The organism is Aerosakkonema sp. BLCC-F183 (assembly GCF_041929145.1).
Lineage (GTDB): Bacteria > Cyanobacteriota > Cyanobacteriia > Cyanobacteriales > Aerosakkonemataceae > Aerosakkonema.
Genome location: NZ_JBHFNU010000090.1, coordinates 13,401 through 30,094, shown reverse-complemented (window position 1 = coordinate 30,094; position 16,694 = coordinate 13,401). Strand labels below are relative to the sequence as shown.

Below are 16,694 nucleotides of genomic sequence, written 5' to 3'. Positions count from 1 at the left end.
TTGTCAAGTTAAGTAAGAAAAATTTTAATCCAAAAAATGAAGAGGAGCTGAGGGACAATTTTAGAATTTAAATTTGATACTTTCGGAGGAAATTAAGTAGTCGGATCGAAATAAGTAGTCGGACATAAATAATGTTAACTGTCTTAAGTTTTAGAAAGATGCTCAATCAGGCTGCTGGCAACGATCGCAGAAGTTTTACAAAAGTTAACACAGTATCGTTTACTTTTGTCCGACTACTTACCGACTCTCTAACTAGCCATTTAGATTAAGTTAGCTGACCAATCGACAATCAGCGTGCCGACATTATCCTTGTAGTTGTTATCATTAACCAAGAAACCCAAGCTACAAGCTGAAAAAGTAAGGTGGGCAATGCCCACCCTACAAGCTTAAGCTTCGATGACTACGCGCAAATTACCGCGCTTTTTAGCGACTCGGCAGGAAGTTGTATTTCCAGTTCGCTCGAATTCCAAATCGAGCAAAGTTCCGCCTACTCGCAAATTGTGCAACGATAGAGATTCGATCGACTCCGGAAGCGCCGGATCGATAATTCGCAAATAATTATTCGGCGCATCCGGCACCAAATTGATCGTCATTTGCAACAACTGAAAAATGCTGCCAGTTGCCCAAGCTTGGGGCGAACAAGCGACAGGATAGCGTATGGGAGTATTGTCGCCGTTACGTTCGTAGCCGCAGAATAATTCTGGGGGACGTTGATAGGGTTGATGCAGGGTCATATCGATCAATCCCTGGCAAAGTTCCAACGCTCGATCGATCGAACCGAGACTGCGTAACCCCATTGCAATCAGCGAATTATCGTGCGGCCAAACAGAACCGATATGATAGCCCATAGGATTGTAGGCGGGTGACAAACTGCTCAAGGTGCGAATACCCCAACCGTTGAACATATCTGGCGCTGCCAGTCGTTCTGCTACACTATAAGCTTTTTCCGGGGTAAGAATGCCGAGATTGAGACAGTGACCGGGATTGGAAGTAATGCTATCTACTTGATTGCCGTCGCCATCGAGAGCTAAAGCGCAAAAACCCTCATCTTCCAGCCAAAAATCGCGATTAAAGCGGGTTTTTAAATCATTTGCTTCCTCTAGCCAGCGCTCGGACAAATCGATGTGCTTCTTTATTCTGGCAATTTCCGCCAAACGCACCTTCGCGGCGTAGACGTAAGCTTGGACTTCGCAAAGAGCGATCGGCGGTTTTGCCAGCTGACCTTTACGATCGACAATACAGTCGCCGGAATCTTTCCAACCTTGGTTTACCAAACCTCGCGACGATCGACAAGCATACCTGAGATAACCGGTTTCCTGACAATTGCGATCGATCCAATCCATCGCCGCCAAAGCGTTTGGCCACAAACGGTCTAAGGTTTCGCTGTCCGCAGTCCAAGCATAGTACTCTGCATAAAGCATCAACCACAAAGGTGTCGCGTCCACAGTACCGTAGTACGGTGTATGGGGAACTTCACCGCAGCGAGCCATTTCCCCAAAGCGGATCTCGTGTAAAATTTTACCCGGTTCCTCGTCGCGCCACTCATCATTTATTTTGCCTTGGTATTCGGCAAGAATCATCAGAGTTTCCCGTGCGATCGACGAGTTGTACATTAAAATTTGAGACGCCGCTATGATAGAATCGCGACCGAACAAAGTAGAAAACCAAGGCACTCCAGCAGAAAGCACCGTACCTTTATCGAACGATTGGCGCAGCAAATAAACATCTTTTTCAGCTCGTTCGATCGCCTGATTAAAAATAGCTTTGTCCGAGCGAATCCGCGTACTTTGTTGCATCCAACTTTGCTCCTCCACTAACTCAGCCGCCTTGGCTTGGCCTAGCGTAACGGGAGCCTGTATTGTAGATATCGGTTGGTTATTGGTAAACATCTGAAGCCGATATCCGATGGTTTCGCTTTGGTGAGATGGCAACTCCAGACGCCAAATAGCAGTGTAACCTTTGAAAAAATCTGGCTGGCGATGGTTGAACTGGATGCGAGATTCCATAATCGAACCATCCAAACCTTGGTATGCTAAGGTCAGCTCGCCAGTTTCTTGTTCGGCTGGTTTTCCATCTCGGATCGATCGCAGAAGTTGCCCGCGTTTTTCTCTCCCGAAACCTCGCACTTCAAATAAATCTACGAAATCGGCATCAAAGCTAATGCTCAGTTCAAAGCTAACGGTGTTGGTGCTGTAATTAGTGACTTCTATTTCTGAAAAAAGAGCGCCATTGAGAAGAAGTTCGCGCCGAATTCCCAACGTATCGGGTGCGAGAAGATTTTCGATTCTAGGATTGGTACACAAAACCGACAGCACAAAACCTTTATCGGCTGTGCTGTTGAGCAAAACTGGGGCTCGACCTTCTATTTGCAACTCCAGGCGACTCAAAAACCGGGTGTCTTTGCAGAATAGACCCATACTGGTGTCTACATCGTCTCTTAAACTGCAAGCGATGTTACCCAGCGTATCGGTCACCAAAAACATATCGTGGTCTTTGATAGTGAGCGTTGGCTGGGGTTCTTCATTCAGAACGCAAGGCCATTCTGGAATTGGCTCTCGATCTGCGGGGACAAAAATTTTATCGTCTAGCTCAACAATATCCGGCAACATTCCAATCAATTTTCGCTCCAGTGTACGTTATTGATTTTAGATTTTAGATTTTCGATTTTCGATTGACATCCCCCCAGGTTAATATCCTGCCCCTCTCAGTCGGAAAAGTTGGCTTGTCGCTCTCTGAGCGACTGCAAATCACCTAATCAAAAACAGATCTTCCCTGGTTATTCTACTTACGGCAGAGGAGAAAAGAAATAAAAATTTTCTTATAAAAACAACGTTTATCTGTATTCATCTGCGGTAAAAATTGAACTCCCGATCTCCCACAGATAATCTTAAGCATCAGTCATATACTACCGATGCAACCGGACATAATATTAAATATGCTCAAACATTCATGGTATAGATGAGCGTAAAAATTCTGAAACACCTCAAATTTCTGTGAAGATGTGCTAGGATTCCCATGCGTTAAGGATAAAGCGATCGCGTCCGCTAGCTTTTGCTTCGTAGAGCGCCTTATCAGCAGCATCAATCAGTATTCTCGGCTGGGAATTAGGAGGCGGAACAATACAGGCAAGACCCAAACTAGCAGTGACGTACTGGCTTACCCCAGATTGGGGATGGCTGATTTTCAACGCTGCTATGTTAGCTTGGATCTGCTGAGCTACGTGAATTGCACCATTATTGGGGCTATTGGGCAAAATCACGGCAAATTCTTCACCTCCATAACGCGCCACTAGATCGGCGGGACGTTTCGTAGCGTCGCGAATAGCATGAGCAACCTGTTGCAAACATATATCTCCAGCTAAATGACCGAAACGGTCATTAAAGGCTTTGAAAAAATCTACATCGCACAGAATCAAGGATAGGGGAGCTTGCTCGCGTGCCATTCGTCGCCATTCGCGTTCGAGAGTTTCATCAAAACCGCGACGATTGGCGACTTGAGTCAGACCATCCAAACAGGCAATCCTCTGTAACTCCTGATTAGCTGCTTCCAGCTGTTTGTAAAGTTGAGCTTGTTCGATTAAACGACGCACCCGCTGGCGCAGTACAGCCCAGTGGATTGGCTTAGTCACATAATCAGTAGCACCCACTTCAAAAGCTCGATCGACAGATGCCGCATCCTCCAAACCGGTCACAATTAAGACCGGCGTGCGACCCGATCGCATTTGCCATAGAGAATTGTGTTGACCTTCTGGATTACCGTAAAGCAGCGTCTGTTTGGCATCATCTTCATTTAAAGATTGCAATTTTGCACAGCAGGCAAAGCCATCCAGGATTGGCATGACCGCATCTAATAGCACCAGATCCGGCTTGATGCGTTGGTAAATATCGATCGCTTCCTGACCGTCACAAGCTTCTACAACCCGATATCCTTCTTTTTCCAGCGCACGCCGGAGTAGAATTCGCATCATTTTTTCGTCATCCACGATCAGGATCGAAGGTGGTTCTGGTTGACAAACTCCTGTGTTCATGGTTGACATTTTTGGCGTTCTATTTGCAAAGCGGCCTTAACGGCTTCATATTCGAGATTAATGAGAGACTGATTGCCAGTTCGTGCGGGCAAGGCAATTGCCGACGCCTGTTCGAGATTGCCATTTTGACCGAGTGCTTCCAATTGTCTGCTTAATTCGGCAAGAGTAGCTGCACCCAAAGTAGCACTGGTTGATTTTAGGGTATGAGCCGCCCGGATGAGCGTCCGCCAATCGCCGATTTCAACAGCAGTTTGGATCGCTTGCAACAATTGGGGGACATCTTCTAGGAAACAATCAATTACTTCCTCCAGAAGTTCGCCAGCAGCTTCTTTGCCTGCCATATCGCGGATTGCTTGCAAAGCGAGAGGATCGATCGATTGCGGACGTGGGATTTGAGTTTTTCGATCGTGGGGTCGCGCCTCGGATGGGATGGTCTGCTGGTAATTATCCTTAAACTCCGATGCGCGATCGAAAATCCCACAGGTGGAATTGTGCTGCTGACACCTCTCCAATGCCAAGAGCAATTCTTCCAGCCGGACTGGTTTACTGATATAGTCGTCCATCCCCGCTTGCAGACAAATATCGCGATCGCCCTGCATAGCATTAGCCGTCATCGCAATAATCCAAGGTCTACTCGACTTGAGATTTTGAATTTTAGATTTTAAATGGGATGGAATAGATTTCCCCTTTCCTTCCTCCTCTTCTCTCTTCTGCTTTTCTCTCTCCATTCCCCATTTCTGGCAAATGCAACGAGTGGCTTCCAGTCCGTCCATTTCTGGCATTTGCACATCCATTAACACCACGTCGTAGGATTGCCGATGCAGGGCATCCAGCACTTCCAAGCCATTCGCCGCCACATCCGCCCGATACCCCAGGCGCTGTAAGATTTGTAGAGCTACCTTCTGGTTTACCACATTGTCCTCCGCTAACAGAATTCGCAGCGGTAGCGATTCAGCGAGTTTGGGCAATGTTTGCCCTGTCTCGAAAGTCATTTGTTCTCTGTCTTTTAACGATGAAAAATTATTTTTGATAAAAGACGAACGAACGGAAAAGATATCAACCAAAATATCGTAAAGTTGAGATTGTTTAATCGGCTTGTTCACGAAAGCGGCAAAATCTGCATTGCTGTTCTGGAAATCCCTTTGCTGTCGTCCCAGTGAAGTTAGCATCACTAAAGGCAATTGACGGTACTCTGGGATTTTACGAATGCAAGTGGCGAGGGTAAGACCATCCATCTGCGGCATCTGCATATCCAAAATTGCCAAGTCAAATTCCTTTTTCTGAAGCAGCCATTCCAATGCTTCGCTACCAGATGCAGCCGCCTGAGCTAACATTCCCCAAGACTGAGCTTGTAAAAGTAAAATTTTGCGATTGGTGGCATTATCATCAACTATGAGCAGTCGCTTTCCTGCTAAATGAGAGCGAAGCTCGCCCAAAGTTGTCGTGACGCTGGCAAGGTTGTCGGGACTGCTGTTGAGAGCAACTTCAGCAACTATCGCAAAATAGAACGTAGAGCCTTCTCCCTCTTCTGTTTCAAACCACAGCCGCCCACCCATCATTTCTGCTAACTTTTGGCTGATCGCTAAGCCCAATCCCGTACCGCCAAATTGTCTGGTAGTAGAAGCGTCAACCTGACTGAAAGCTTTAAATAGGCGATCGATCCGATTTGAAGGAATACCAATGCCAGTATCTTGGACTGCAAAACGAATCGCGTATTTTGATGGAGTAGGGGAGTGATTAACTTCGGTTTTTGAGTTTTGAGTTAAAAAATTTTCCTCCGACTCTGTTTCGCTCTTCAGGGGGCGGGCAGACACCGACACCAATATTTCCCCATTCGCAGTGAATTTGACGGCGTTACTGAGCAAATTTACTAAAATTTGGCGTACTCTGGTGATATCCCCTACTAAAGTTACAGGCACAGAGGGCTCAATCAGATAAGCTAATTCCAGTCCTTTTTCAGTTGCTTGACGCGCTACCAAGTCGAGGCATTCTTCAATACAACTACGCAAAACAAAAGGCGTTTTTTCCAACTCCAGCTTACCCGCCTCAATTTTAGAAAAATCGAGGATGTCGTTAATAATAGCGAGCAACGCTTCGCCACTACTGCGGATAGTTTCCACAAAGTCTTGCTGTTGAGGCGTTAATTGCGTATCCAGCAACAAACCTGTCATACCGATAACCGCATTCATGGGAGTCCGAATCTCGTGGCTCATAGTGGCCAGGAATTCACTCTTGGCGCGGTTGGCAGCTTCTGCGGACTTTTTAGCTTGTTCGAGAGCGAAGTTTTTGGCGATTAATTCCTCGCGTTGGCGCATTTCTTGCTCTAGGAGGTGGCTTTGCGCCAAGGCGATCCCGACTTGAGCGGCGACAGCTTCCAACAATTCAATTTCGTCTTTAGTCCACTGACGGAAGCGATCGCACTGATGCAAACCAATGACCCCGTTAGCTTCCCCCTGATAGGAGGTACGAATCCCTAAAAGCGATCTGAGATTCATTTTACGACAGAGTTCTATCACGGGTTCTAAGAGCGGATCGATGTAAACATTAGGAGAAGGTATCGCCCGATCGCTAGCCAGTATATGCTGTGCGTAGGGATTAGCATTTACGGGGATTTCTAAATTTATAATCGATTCGTATCCAGGTTCTGAATACTCAGCTACTACGGTAAGCTGGGCGGTAGGAGTGGCAATATAGGTATGAATGACGCATTGGTTGACTTTGAAGGCATTACCTAGCAGTTTGGCCGTGGTTTGAATAATTTGTGTTGTGTTATAACAGGCACGAATTTCTTGCGTAATTTGTGCTAAAAGAAGACTGCGTTCCAGTTGTTGTTCTAAAGCCGAGTAAGCTTTAGCGCGATCGATCTCGCTGCCGATCCACTGCCCCATTAACTTCAAAAATTCTTTGTCCACAGATTGGAACAGCGTGCATCGCGGGCTGCGGCTACAGAAACACAGCACACCGTAGACTTGGCCCGCTACAACTATTCTGGTACCCAGATAAGCTTCCATTTGAAACGCTGCGTAGCCTGGATGATGCCGCCATTCGCAATTGCTGGCGTCAATGCCAATGGGTTCTTCGGATTGCAAGGTTTCGCGGCAGTAAGTTTGCTGCAAATCGAACACATCTCCGCTACGGATGCTATTATCGGGCGTTTCTGCTGCAACTACTTCATAGCGATCTCCTTCTATATAAGCCAAGATGCCAAAATCTAGGGTCAACCGCTGAGAGCCAATTTCTAGCATCCTTTTCAGACGCTGCTGAAAATCCATTTCTTGCGATGCCGTCACTTCATAAAGCGCTCGAATTGACGCTTCGCTCTCTCGCAGTACTCGCTCTGCACGTTGAGGCTGGTGGGGCGGCTGAAAAATATCACCGCCCCACCAGCGGAAAATTCGCTGGCGATCGGCTACAGTAGTCGCAGTCCCATCCGCAATGCTTTGGCGCGATGTGCGATAAACCCAAGCGATCGAAATCCCAGCCGCTAGGGTAATCAAAAAGTCAAATCCTACTTGCAATATGAATGCTGTGGAGACCATCTGCTGTTCGCCGCCAACGGCAGTTGCCAGGACATAGCCTGAGTATGTAAATGTGCAAGTAAAAAAGATTGCGGAGCCTGCTGCTAACAGCCGATTCCATAATATATGCTGCCCCATAACCAGTTGCTTAATAATTATAAATGCAATCATAAAGTAGCAAGTGGCAATAAAGATAATCGTGCCGAGCGCAAGTTTTATAGGCATCAATTAAAACTTCCTTGATTCAAACTTCCCTAGTGGTTGCCGCAGCAGTCATTTTTAAAGTGTGATTTGGGATGGCCAGTTACCGATACCGCCTCGCTAATAGCCAATAATGCTATTAGGTATTAGTCTATTGCAATTCAGCAATAAAAATGTCATATATGGGATTGCAGTCACAGTTAAAATCTACTATTCTCGAAAACAGTCAGGAAATAAATTGCAATTATCAGTTTTATATTTGTTTGCCGGAGTTTCTTCTCTATGTTAAAATTGGGTGTTGGGTATATTTGTAAAATTTACCTCTACCTTAAGAAGGATAAATTTAGCTAATCGATTGAGGGGATAAGAGGGAGGGTGTTGATTTTAACTTTTCTTGTCCGCAGATAACCGATGTCGTCGCGTTGAGCTGCGTTGCCGCTAAGAGCTGTTTGAAGCAGGTGATCGGAAGCAGCGAGCGCTCCAGCTATATTCATCGGCGCTACTACAGTCACATCCAGCAAACCATCATCCGGAATCAAGCCAGTCGGCCCTTGGGCCAACATCGAGGTAGGAGGTGCGACATTGGCGACGGTCACGGCAGCTGCGGTTACAGTAATAATTTTGTCATCAGTTTCAATCTCTGATTCAAACCTTTCTAAATCTCCGATCTGCTGTACTCCAGCTAAAATATAAGCGAGCATTCCAAAGCGATTTTTAGCTTCGCGATCGGCTTTTTCGACTGTTTCTGCTTCAAAACCAATACCAGCAAGCAAAACCATTACTTGCTTCTTTCGCAGTTTATTGCTCATTTATTGGCGCGAAAAATTAACCATAAGCAATGAATCTGTCTCAGTTCAAACCTCATAAAGTTATAAAGAACCAAAGATGCCCGATCCGATGATGTTCCAACAGGATGCTTTTGTCGTCCTAGAACCAAACCAACCAGAGCAATTCCTTACGCCGTCGGAATTGTTAGAAAAGCTCAAGCAAATTTTGGCGCAGCGACAGGATAATTTGCCACGGGATTTGCAGAAATTTACATCTCTGGAGTCTCAAGCTCAGTATTTGCTCGATACATCCTGCGATCTGGATGTTGGGCCAGGGCAGTACCTACAGTGGTATGCCGTGCGCTTGGAAAAGTGAGGGCGTCGGGGTTAGGGGTCAGGGGTCAGGGGTCAGGGGTCAGGGGTCAGGGGTTAGGGGTTAGGGGTTAGGGTAGAGGAATTTTGACTTTTGACTTTTAACTTTTGACTTTTGACTTTTGACTTTTGACTTTTGACTTTTGACTACTGGAGTGTGGTTATCAGAGTTAAATCGATGCGTGAGGCTTCTTTTTGAGTCAACTCAACTCGCACGCCAGGGCCAAAGAATTTTTCCATTTTTGCGTGCTTTTCTTGCCAAACTTCGAGGGGTACGTCGGGGGACTCAAATTCCAGCACCAAAGCGTAAGCACTGTCTACTTCAGTTTCTCGCAGTCCGACGATCGTTGGCCGTTTTTCGTCAGAAGGGCTCAGACCCAGCTGAGCGAGAGGTCTGTCAAAATGGGTATCCTGACCGTAGGTGTAGCGAGTTAAATCTTTGCGAAGCTTGTTTTGCGTCAAGGTCGCTTGCTCCTTTCGCAGTTCCAGCACGTTCGGAGGTGTCGGTTGAGTAAAGGGTATAGGTTTGAGTTCGTTCGCCTTGAGCGCTAGTCCTCCCAGTAGGAGAGGAAAGCCGTAAAAGAATCCGATGAGGTTGAGTGTGGCATTATCGGCAAAGTAAGCTGCAAATCCAACTATAGTTAGAACGCTGCCCAGACTTAAGCCCAATGTTGCCAACGAAGTTTGACGTAACATATTAGTTGGGTAGTTAAATCACCAATCCTTATAGAATAAGGGGGTTTGGGTGAAATCCCAAACCCCTGCCTCTACAGCTTGGTGTTTTAGATTTAGCCAAGTAAATTTAAGGTGGTTGACGTATCGTAAATTTACGATCTCCCCTCGGCCCTACCCGATTTGGTAGCTTTAGAAGATCTGCAAGTGGGGAAAATGGTGAAAAACCATCACCTAGCTAAATCGATTTCCGATACAGCCCAGTTAAGATTTTGTCAGTGGTTGGAGTATGTGGGAAAGATTTTTGGTGTAACGGTAATTGCTGTGGCACCTGATTACACTTTCCGGGAATGTTCCAGTTCTGGTGAAATTCGGAAACAGTCCCGCGATTTGAGGGCTCACAGATGTTTTCACTGTGGGTATGTGGAAGAGCGGGATGTCAACACCAATAAAAATATTTTAAGAGCAGCGTTATGTCAATAAAGCCGAGTCAACACTCATCCAGATGGTTTGCTCCACAACAACGTTCCTGACTCATCGCCGTAATTCTTAAAGTGTGGGCTTAAACATGACTGGAGACGGAAATCAGAATGGCACTCAAGAGCGTACCTTACTAGAGCAGATCAACTCGCTCAAGCGGGAGGACGAAACGCTTTATAATATCCTAGCGGTAGATGTTTGGGCGCTTGCCAAAACTATGGATGAGTTTCAACCTGGGTTTTGGGCGGCGTTCATGAAAAATCGGGAAAAAGCTCTCAAGCGGTTTATTGCCGAATCGAACAAAAACAAGCATACGGATACAGATCGGCCTCCTTTTTTGCGGTAAACAGGGGAGATGCGATCGACTGACTGCTGCTCTCTTTTAAACTTGAGGTGTAAGCGAGCGAAAAAAAAAATGATGGAGCCACAAACAATTAAAGAACGAATTTCCTTGATTGAAAGCAAGCGCGAAGCTTTGTTAAGGCTTCTGGAACAGCCAGACTTGGGAACTCTGAGAATAGATGTCAACCAAGCTCTGGAAGAAATGGACGATTTGATCGAGGAATTTAAACGCACTTTTCCCGATGCGGAAGCAAGTTAACCAGTCATAGCCCTGCCTGGTAACCAAGTATGGCGTGATGCGGAAAGCCCCCGTGATTTATGCGGGGGAGTGTCAAACTTGGCAACCGCTAACGCCATCAAGTACCACTGCCATTCCGATTCCCCAATACCTTGACTAGCTCTATCAGTTCCTGGGTGGCCGTTTCTTTGCTGCAAAAGGCATCAACGCTTGGCTTTGGGTTCGTGGCGGCAGCTTGTTGCTCCTCCACGGCTGAGTAAGCGATGATTTGCGCGTGGGGATACATACTTTTGATATATCTAGAAGCGCTCCAGCCATCCATGACTGGCATCTGCAAATCGAGAATGATCACGTCAGGGCGGTGGTTTTCCACCATTCTAATCGCCTCTTGGCCGTTAGAGGCCAAGCCAACCAGCTCGATATTTTTTTGGCTGGAAAGCGCAAATTTCAAGCTCAGCCGAGTGAGTTCGTGATCGTCAACCACTAGGACTCGTAAACTGGAACTCTCACAACAGGACAACATTACGACCTCAGATGCTTTTCTAATGTCACATATGGTTACAGTGTACGTTTGCTTATCGGTCTGCTTCATCTATCATTTGAGCGAATCAATCAATTAATTCTTTACTTGTTGGACAAGCTTCTCTACCATGTTATATAAAGATTTAATTCTTAAAAAAGACTTAAGATAAAAATACTGATGTTTAAAATCAATTTTTTTCAGTGTAATTGCGGTTAATTTGTGACTGGGCGCAGAGTAGCGCGTTATTTCTACGTATATTCACGGGTATAAGGTTGCCCCAGGTGTTTAGAAACGCTTGGAAATTGGTAATTAGGGCAAAGAGTATGAGGCGATCGAGCAATAGAAAAGAAGAGCGGGATTCCCGCCCTTCGAGAGTTTTGAGTGCCAAAATTATTTATATCGTCTGTTTCTGAGATTGCAGAGCTTGGTAGCTAAACTTTATGCTGTTCCACCGGGAGAAAGCGCCATTTCCATCAAAATAGTTTGTGAATTTTGCTCGCTGGCGCTATCGGCGCTTCGGCGTTGGATGTAACTGCCATCAGGCTGTAATTCCCAAGCTTTGCGGTTATCCGCGAGCATAATTCCCAAAATTTCTTGTAAATCTTTGGCAAGATTGGCATCTTCTACAGGTACGATCGCCTCTACGCGGCGGTCGAGGTTGCGAGTCATCCAATCGGCGCTGCCGATGTACACTTCCTCTTGACCTGCGTTATGAAAATAATAGATGCGCGAGTGTTCCAAAAAGCGACCGACAATGCTGATGATGCGGATATTTTCGCTCACGTCTGGTAAGCCGGGACGCAGACAGCATACTCCTCGCACGATCGCGTCGATTTGAACGCCAGCACGGGAAGCTTCGTAGAGAGCCGCAATAATCTTAGGATCGACCAGTGAATTCATCTTGACAACAATGCGACCGGAATGACCTTTTTGACAATGTTCCGCTTCTCGCAGAATCAGAGAAGTCATCCGCTCGCGCAGGTTTACAGGTGCTACCATCAGCTTGCGGTAAGACCGCTGTCGCGAGTAACCTGTCAAATAATTAAACAAATCCGTCAGATCTGCTCCCAATTCTTCACGGCAGCTTAGCAAGCCCAGATCGGTATAAATACGGGCAGTCTTGGGGTTATAGTTACCAGTACCTATATGGACATAGCGGCGAATGCGATCGTCTTCCCGACGTACTACCAGTACGACTTTGGTGTGAGTTTTCAAACCGACCAAACCGTAGACGACATGAACTCCAGCTTGCTCCAGCTTGCGTGCCCAGATGATATTGTTTTCTTCATCAAAGCGAGCTTTGAGTTCTACCAGCACCGCCACCTGCTTGCCATTTTCTGCTGCTGCAATCAAAGCATTGACGATGGGTGAATCTCCAGAAGTGCGGTAGAGAGTCATTTTAATCGCCAGAACGTTTGGGTCGTGTGCGGCTTGGGTGATAAAGCGCTGCACGGTAGCGGCAAAAGAGTGATAGGGGTGGTGTAGCAGCAAATCCGAGGCGCGAATGACGCTGAAAAAATCTTCTCCTTCTTCCGTATCCCTTTGGAAATGAGAGCCATCGGGTTCGACGATGCGGCGCACGCGGGGGGGTACTACCGGAGTCCAGACAGGATCTTTGAGTTCTGGCAGGGGCAATTCCATAAATGCCATTAAATCCCCCAGTCCCAGCAAACCTTCTACTTCATAGACTTGGTTCTGGTTCAAAGATAATTCTTGCATTAAAGTTTGGCGTACCGGCTCGGAAGTAGTGGCTTGAATTTCCAGACGCACTACCGATCCTGCCAAGCGACGTTTGCGGAGTTCTTGTTCGATCGCTAACAGCAAATCTTCGGCTTCGTCTTCTTCTACTGTCAAGTCGGCGTGGCGAGTAATTCGGAACGGATGGCATTCCTGAATATTCATACCGGGAAACAAAGATGCCAAGTTATGGGCAATTACCTGTTCCAGGGGAACTACCGTCCAAATATCGGTACTATCCCGCAATTCTTCTGGCAATCGTAAAAAGCGGGGCAACATCTTTGGGACTTTAACGCGAGCAAACAATTCCTCTCCGGTGTCCGGGTCTTGAACTACCACGGCAAGATTGAGACTGAGATTGGAAATATAAGGAAAAGGATGACCGGGATCGACAGCAAGAGGAGTCAGGACGGGAAAAATTTGCTCTTCAAAATAATTTTGCAGGTAAATGCGTTGTTCCTGATTCAAGTCCATGTAGTCGAGGAGATGGACTCCGCGTTTAGCCAGTTGGGGTCGCAATTCTTGCTCGAAGTGTTGATGCTGTTGGGTAACGAGGGGGCGCAGCCGCTGACCGATCAGATCGAGTTGTTCGCTGGGCGTCCGACCGTCCGGAGTGGGGCGACTTACGTTTGCTTCTACTTGTTGCTTGAGACCGGCGACGCGAACCATGAAGTACTCATCTAAATTCGAGCTAAAAATCGCCATGAATTTGAGGCGTTCTAGCAGGGGAGTGCGGGGATCGATCGCTTCGTGGAGAACCCGGTGATTAAACTCTAACCAGCTCAATTCCCGGCTGAAGTAATATTGGGGATCGCTAAGGTTGATGGCGGTTGTGGTTTTTTTGGTTTTAGCCATGATTTCTAGGGCGTCGGGCGTAGGGGCTAGAGGGTAGGGCGTCGGGCGTCGGGCGTCGGGGCTAGAATAAAGGGTTTGGTGGAATTAACAACGTCCTAACTGACGAGAGCGGTGGCTGTAAAAAGTCGATCGTGCCAAAAAATATTTATGTTTTAATCTGTGCCGAATGCCTCATCTTCGATGCCGACCCACCATTCACCCAAATTCATCAAGTCTTGATGAATGTCGGCCAACTCTTTGGCGTAGTCTTGGGGTGAAAGAGTGCCGCGACGCTCTTCGAGTTTTTTGAGGCGGAGTTGCACCAGCAGCCAGGGTTTTGAGATGCTGTCTGTTGCTTCGACGTATTGAGCTAGTTCTTTGCTATCCATAGTTTAAATTGTGACAAGTTTGACATATTTAGTAGCAAAAAACGACAACAAATGAAAGACAGCCGCGATCGCGATCGCAGCTGTTATAGCAGTTTTGAGTTGTACAAAGTGTATCCTTCCAAACCCGGTTTCTTAAAGAAACCGGGTTTCTTTGCGTAACTACTGGGTGCATTAATCGGTCAAAGGCTATCCCAGTAAAGGTTTAAGCAGCTTTGGACAAGTTTTCGGCAGCGAAGTCCCAGTTAACCAAGTTGTCGAGGAAGGTAGCGATGAAGTCGGGGCGCTTATTCTGGTAATCCAGGTAATAGGCGTGTTCCCAAACATCCAAAGTCAGCAGAGCAGTTTGTCCGTGGGCTAGGGGGTTTTCGGCGTTGGGAGTTTTGCTAACTTTCAAGGTGCCGTTGTCTAACAGCAGCCAAGCCCAACCGCTACCAAACTGGGTAGCAGCAGCGTTTTTGAATTCTTCCTTAAATTTGTCGAAGCTGCCGAAGTCAGCGTTGATTTTGTCAGCTAGGGCTCCGCTGGGGGTGCCGCCACCACCCGGTTTCATGGAATTCCAGAAGAAGGTGTGGTTCCATACTTGGGCGGCGTTGTTGAACACACCGACTTTGGAGGAGTCTTTGAAGGTTGCTTTGATAATTTCCTCAAGGGATTTATCGGCTAGTTCCGTATCCTTAATCAAGTTGTTGAGGTTGTTGACGTAAGCAGCGTGGTGCTTGTCGTGATGGAACGAAAAAGTGTTCGCCGACATATGTGGCTCTAGGGCATTGGCAGCATAAGGCAGATCGGGAAGTGTAAATGCCATTGGTTCGATCCTCTCTACGATGTTTTGGTTATTGAGCTAATGCTACAGCTAGCTTCAACTGGCGGGTTCCCGCTCACCAGTTCGAGTTACAAGACTGGTAAACCCCTAACTTATGATAGAAGTTTATATCAAAAGTCGAACATCTTTGCATTCGAGGATTTGAAATACACTATTCTGAGGAAGAGCAACGGAGCAGAGGCGCGTCGGGGCGACCAAAGCAGAATTAATATTTTTCTCTTTTTCGGTTTCCTTTTGCCTCTCCCTCTTTACCGTAGCCCCAAGCCCTTTTTGACTTTTGACTTTTGACTTTTGACTTTACCTAGTCCCTATCATGTCCCCTGAAACACCATCCCCGATAAATTTGCCTGCTGATTCCCCGCTGCTTCGGGTTTTGATTGTGGAAGATGACCCCATGATGCAACTGGGGTTGGAGCAATCTTTAGCCGCTCATCCACAGATCGAGCTTGTGGGACAAGCCGAAGATGGTTATCTGGGAGTGGAGGCGGCTTTAAAACTCAAGCCGGATCTGGTGGTAATGGATATTGGTTTGCCCCGATTGGATGGTATTGCGGCGACGCAGCGAATTAAGAAGGAACTTCCCAGTGTGCGGGTGGTGATGCTGACTTCCCACACGACTGAAACGGAAATTATTGCCGCTCTTTCTAGCGGTGCGGATGCGTACTGTATTAAGGGGGCGAGTGTGGATCGCCTGCTGGCGGCGATCGCAGCTGCTACGGAGGGTGCTACTTATCTCGACCCTCAGATCGCTCGCAAAGTGATCGACCATCTCAAACCTCCTTCTCCTACGGGTAATGTGGCGAATTTGTCGCAGCGGGAGTTAGAGGTGTTGAAATTAATGGTAGAAGGTTACAGCAATCCGGAAATTGCGGAGGCATTATACCTCAGTCCTAACACTGTGAAAACTCATGTGCGGGGGATTATGAATAAGTTATCGGTTGATGACCGCGTGCAGGCAGCTGTGGTGGCGTTGCGATCGGGACTGGTTTGAGAAAATCGTCATGGGTGATTTTTCTTTACTGATGTTTCGGGGTTTGATGGCTGATGATTAAAAATGACGATCGCTTTCCGTCGTTTTGTCTGAAGTGGAGTATATTCAAAATAAATTCCCACTCCCCAAAGGCGGAGTAAATCGACAATGCAGCCCAAAAAGCAGCCCAGCCTCGCAAGCTCAAGAGACGCAGAGGATTCGATCGCCTACAAGCAGACGCCTGCAAACCGGGATCTGATGTACTCGCGAGAAATTATCTTGGACTATATCCGGATGCGGATGTGCGAGGAAGTGTTTCATTTGGCGATCGTAGAGCAAATTAAAGGCAAACTAAAAGAAAAGTTTTCCTCCAAACTGCGCTCCAGCAATTTAAAAAGTGATAGCGCTGGCGATCGACCCGTTGACGAAGTATTTGATGTGGAACATGAGATAAACGTATCTGACAAAGGCCAAAATATTGTGCTGTTTCGCATTCAAGTTCTTTTAAAGAAGTTCCCGACTCAATACACTTATGTGACAATAAATCAAATTATTGACTGCATTGAAACGTTTTTGAGTCCTTGCGATCGAGACGATGTTTGGCAACCCACAATTGAAGATCGCATTGTTTACATAAAATGGGATGAAAATGCTAAACCGATACCAGTGCTTGTGTTAGAGCAATCGGATCGAGTACCATTTGAACAGGTGTAAGTGAGATATTTTTAACTTTCAAATTGCAGATGGCCAAAATCTGCTTCGGAAAGAGAATTTTAAAAAATATTTTTTGATAAATTTTTC

15 protein-coding genes are annotated in these 16,694 nt (G+C 46.6%); 6 read left to right on the top strand and 9 right to left on the bottom strand.

Features of this window, described 5'->3' with window-relative positions; genetic code table 11:
* Window positions 1-386 precede the first annotated feature (386 nt).
* The 4 genes from ACE1CD_RS27485 to ACE1CD_RS27470 form a co-directional block, all read right to left on the bottom strand.
* Entirely contained in the window at window positions 387-2,609 is a 2,223-nt protein-coding gene (locus ACE1CD_RS27485; protein WP_374826893.1) for a glycogen debranching N-terminal domain-containing protein, read from the bottom strand.
* A gap of 395 nt (window positions 2,610-3,004) precedes the next feature.
* A complete protein-coding gene (locus ACE1CD_RS27480; RefSeq protein ID WP_374794053.1) occupies window positions 3,005-4,036 on the bottom strand; it encodes a diguanylate cyclase domain-containing protein in 1,032 nt (343 codons plus the stop codon).
* Complete coding sequence (locus tag ACE1CD_RS27475) at window positions 4,024-7,770, bottom strand: response regulator (protein WP_374826878.1); 3,747 nt, start codon at window positions 7,768-7,770, stop codon at window positions 4,024-4,026. Before ACE1CD_RS27475 ends, ACE1CD_RS27480 begins: the two co-directional genes overlap by 13 nt.
* Before the next feature lie 323 nt (window positions 7,771-8,093).
* Window positions 8,094-8,555 carry a hypothetical protein gene (locus ACE1CD_RS27470; protein WP_374826877.1) on the bottom strand — a complete coding sequence of 154 codons (462 nt, stop codon included), beginning with the start codon at window positions 8,553-8,555 and terminating at the stop codon, window positions 8,094-8,096.
* 76 nt (window positions 8,556-8,631) lie between these two features.
* Between ACE1CD_RS27470 and ACE1CD_RS27465 the strand changes: the two genes are divergently transcribed.
* Window positions 8,632-8,889, top strand: coding sequence for a chlororespiratory reduction protein 7 (locus tag ACE1CD_RS27465; protein ID WP_190475854.1), 258 nt, complete (start codon window positions 8,632-8,634; stop codon window positions 8,887-8,889).
* Between the two features lie 143 nt (window positions 8,890-9,032).
* Here the strand turns inward: ACE1CD_RS27465 and ACE1CD_RS27460 are convergent, their stop codons facing one another.
* The gene (locus ACE1CD_RS27460; RefSeq protein ID WP_374794050.1) at window positions 9,033-9,581 is read right to left on the bottom strand and encodes a DUF2854 domain-containing protein; all 549 of its coding nucleotides are present in this window, start codon (window positions 9,579-9,581) and stop codon (window positions 9,033-9,035) included.
* A 192-nt stretch (window positions 9,582-9,773) separates the two neighbouring features.
* Between ACE1CD_RS27460 and ACE1CD_RS27455 the strand changes: the two genes are divergently transcribed.
* From ACE1CD_RS27455 to ACE1CD_RS27445, 3 genes are all read left to right on the top strand, one after another.
* Window positions 9,774-10,040, top strand: a complete 267-nt coding sequence (locus ACE1CD_RS27455) for a zinc ribbon domain-containing protein (RefSeq protein ID WP_374826876.1) — start codon at window positions 9,774-9,776, stop codon at window positions 10,038-10,040.
* An 85-nt stretch (window positions 10,041-10,125) separates the two neighbouring features.
* A complete protein-coding gene (locus ACE1CD_RS27450; RefSeq protein ID WP_374794048.1) occupies window positions 10,126-10,383 on the top strand; it encodes a hypothetical protein in 258 nt (85 codons plus the stop codon).
* Window positions 10,384-10,455: 72 nt separating this feature from the next.
* Window positions 10,456-10,638 carry a hypothetical protein gene (locus tag ACE1CD_RS27445; protein ID WP_374794061.1) on the top strand — a complete coding sequence of 61 codons (183 nt, stop codon included), beginning with the start codon at window positions 10,456-10,458 and terminating at the stop codon, window positions 10,636-10,638.
* A 97-nt stretch (window positions 10,639-10,735) separates the two neighbouring features.
* Here the strand turns inward: ACE1CD_RS27445 and ACE1CD_RS27440 are convergent, their stop codons facing one another.
* The 4 genes from ACE1CD_RS27440 to ACE1CD_RS27425 form a co-directional block, all read right to left on the bottom strand.
* Window positions 10,736-11,140, bottom strand: a complete 405-nt coding sequence (locus tag ACE1CD_RS27440) for a response regulator transcription factor (RefSeq protein ID WP_374826875.1) — start codon at window positions 11,138-11,140, stop codon at window positions 10,736-10,738.
* Between the two features lie 438 nt (window positions 11,141-11,578).
* Complete coding sequence (gene ppk1 / locus ACE1CD_RS27435) at window positions 11,579-13,732, bottom strand: polyphosphate kinase 1 (protein WP_374826874.1); 2,154 nt, start codon at window positions 13,730-13,732, stop codon at window positions 11,579-11,581.
* Between the two features lie 152 nt (window positions 13,733-13,884).
* A complete protein-coding gene (locus tag ACE1CD_RS27430; RefSeq protein ID WP_374794045.1) occupies window positions 13,885-14,100 on the bottom strand; it encodes a hypothetical protein in 216 nt (71 codons plus the stop codon).
* 202 nt (window positions 14,101-14,302) lie between these two features.
* The gene (locus tag ACE1CD_RS27425; RefSeq protein WP_374826873.1) at window positions 14,303-14,905 is read right to left on the bottom strand and encodes a superoxide dismutase; all 603 of its coding nucleotides are present in this window, start codon (window positions 14,903-14,905) and stop codon (window positions 14,303-14,305) included.
* 331 nt (window positions 14,906-15,236) lie between these two features.
* On the opposite strand from ACE1CD_RS27425, the gene ACE1CD_RS27420 reads away from it, so the two are divergent.
* Window positions 15,237-15,914 carry a response regulator gene (locus tag ACE1CD_RS27420; protein ID WP_374794043.1) on the top strand — a complete coding sequence of 226 codons (678 nt, stop codon included), beginning with the start codon at window positions 15,237-15,239 and terminating at the stop codon, window positions 15,912-15,914.
* Window positions 15,915-16,061: 147 nt separating this feature from the next.
* Entirely contained in the window at window positions 16,062-16,607 is a 546-nt protein-coding gene (locus tag ACE1CD_RS27415) for a hypothetical protein (protein WP_374794042.1), read from the top strand.
* Window positions 16,608-16,694: the final 87 nt, after the last annotated feature.

Excerpts from the sequence above, each read along its gene's own strand:
- ACE1CD_RS27465 (WP_190475854.1), top strand. The coding sequence starts at position 8,632 with ATGCCCGATCCGATGATGTTCCAACAGGATGCTTTTGTCGTCCTAGAA.
- ACE1CD_RS27415 (WP_374794042.1), top strand. The coding sequence starts at position 16,062 with ATGCAGCCCAAAAAGCAGCCCAGCCTCGCAAGCTCAAGAGACGCAGAG.
- ACE1CD_RS27430 (WP_374794045.1), bottom strand. The coding sequence starts at position 14,100 with ATGGATAGCAAAGAACTAGCTCAATACGTCGAAGCAACAGACAGCATC.
- ppk1 (WP_374826874.1), bottom strand. The coding sequence starts at position 13,732 with ATGGCTAAAACCAAAAAAACCACAACCGCCATCAACCTTAGCGATCCC.
- ACE1CD_RS27420 (WP_374794043.1), top strand. The coding sequence starts at position 15,237 with ATGTCCCCTGAAACACCATCCCCGATAAATTTGCCTGCTGATTCCCCG.
- ACE1CD_RS27445 (WP_374794061.1), top strand. The coding sequence starts at position 10,456 with ATGGAGCCACAAACAATTAAAGAACGAATTTCCTTGATTGAAAGCAAG.
- ACE1CD_RS27450 (WP_374794048.1), top strand. The coding sequence starts at position 10,126 with ATGACTGGAGACGGAAATCAGAATGGCACTCAAGAGCGTACCTTACTA.
- ACE1CD_RS27475 (WP_374826878.1), bottom strand. The coding sequence starts at position 7,770 with ATGCCTATAAAACTTGCGCTCGGCACGATTATCTTTATTGCCACTTGC.
- ACE1CD_RS27485 (WP_374826893.1), bottom strand. The coding sequence starts at position 2,609 with ATGTTGCCGGATATTGTTGAGCTAGACGATAAAATTTTTGTCCCCGCA.
- ACE1CD_RS27460 (WP_374794050.1), bottom strand. The coding sequence starts at position 9,581 with ATGTTACGTCAAACTTCGTTGGCAACATTGGGCTTAAGTCTGGGCAGC.
- ACE1CD_RS27425 (WP_374826873.1), bottom strand. The coding sequence starts at position 14,905 with ATGGCATTTACACTTCCCGATCTGCCTTATGCTGCCAATGCCCTAGAG.
- ACE1CD_RS27440 (WP_374826875.1), bottom strand. The coding sequence starts at position 11,140 with ATGTTGTCCTGTTGTGAGAGTTCCAGTTTACGAGTCCTAGTGGTTGAC.
- ACE1CD_RS27455 (WP_374826876.1), top strand. The coding sequence starts at position 9,774 with ATGGTGAAAAACCATCACCTAGCTAAATCGATTTCCGATACAGCCCAG.
- ACE1CD_RS27480 (WP_374794053.1), bottom strand. The coding sequence starts at position 4,036 with ATGTCAACCATGAACACAGGAGTTTGTCAACCAGAACCACCTTCGATC.
- ACE1CD_RS27470 (WP_374826877.1), bottom strand. The coding sequence starts at position 8,555 with ATGAGCAATAAACTGCGAAAGAAGCAAGTAATGGTTTTGCTTGCTGGT.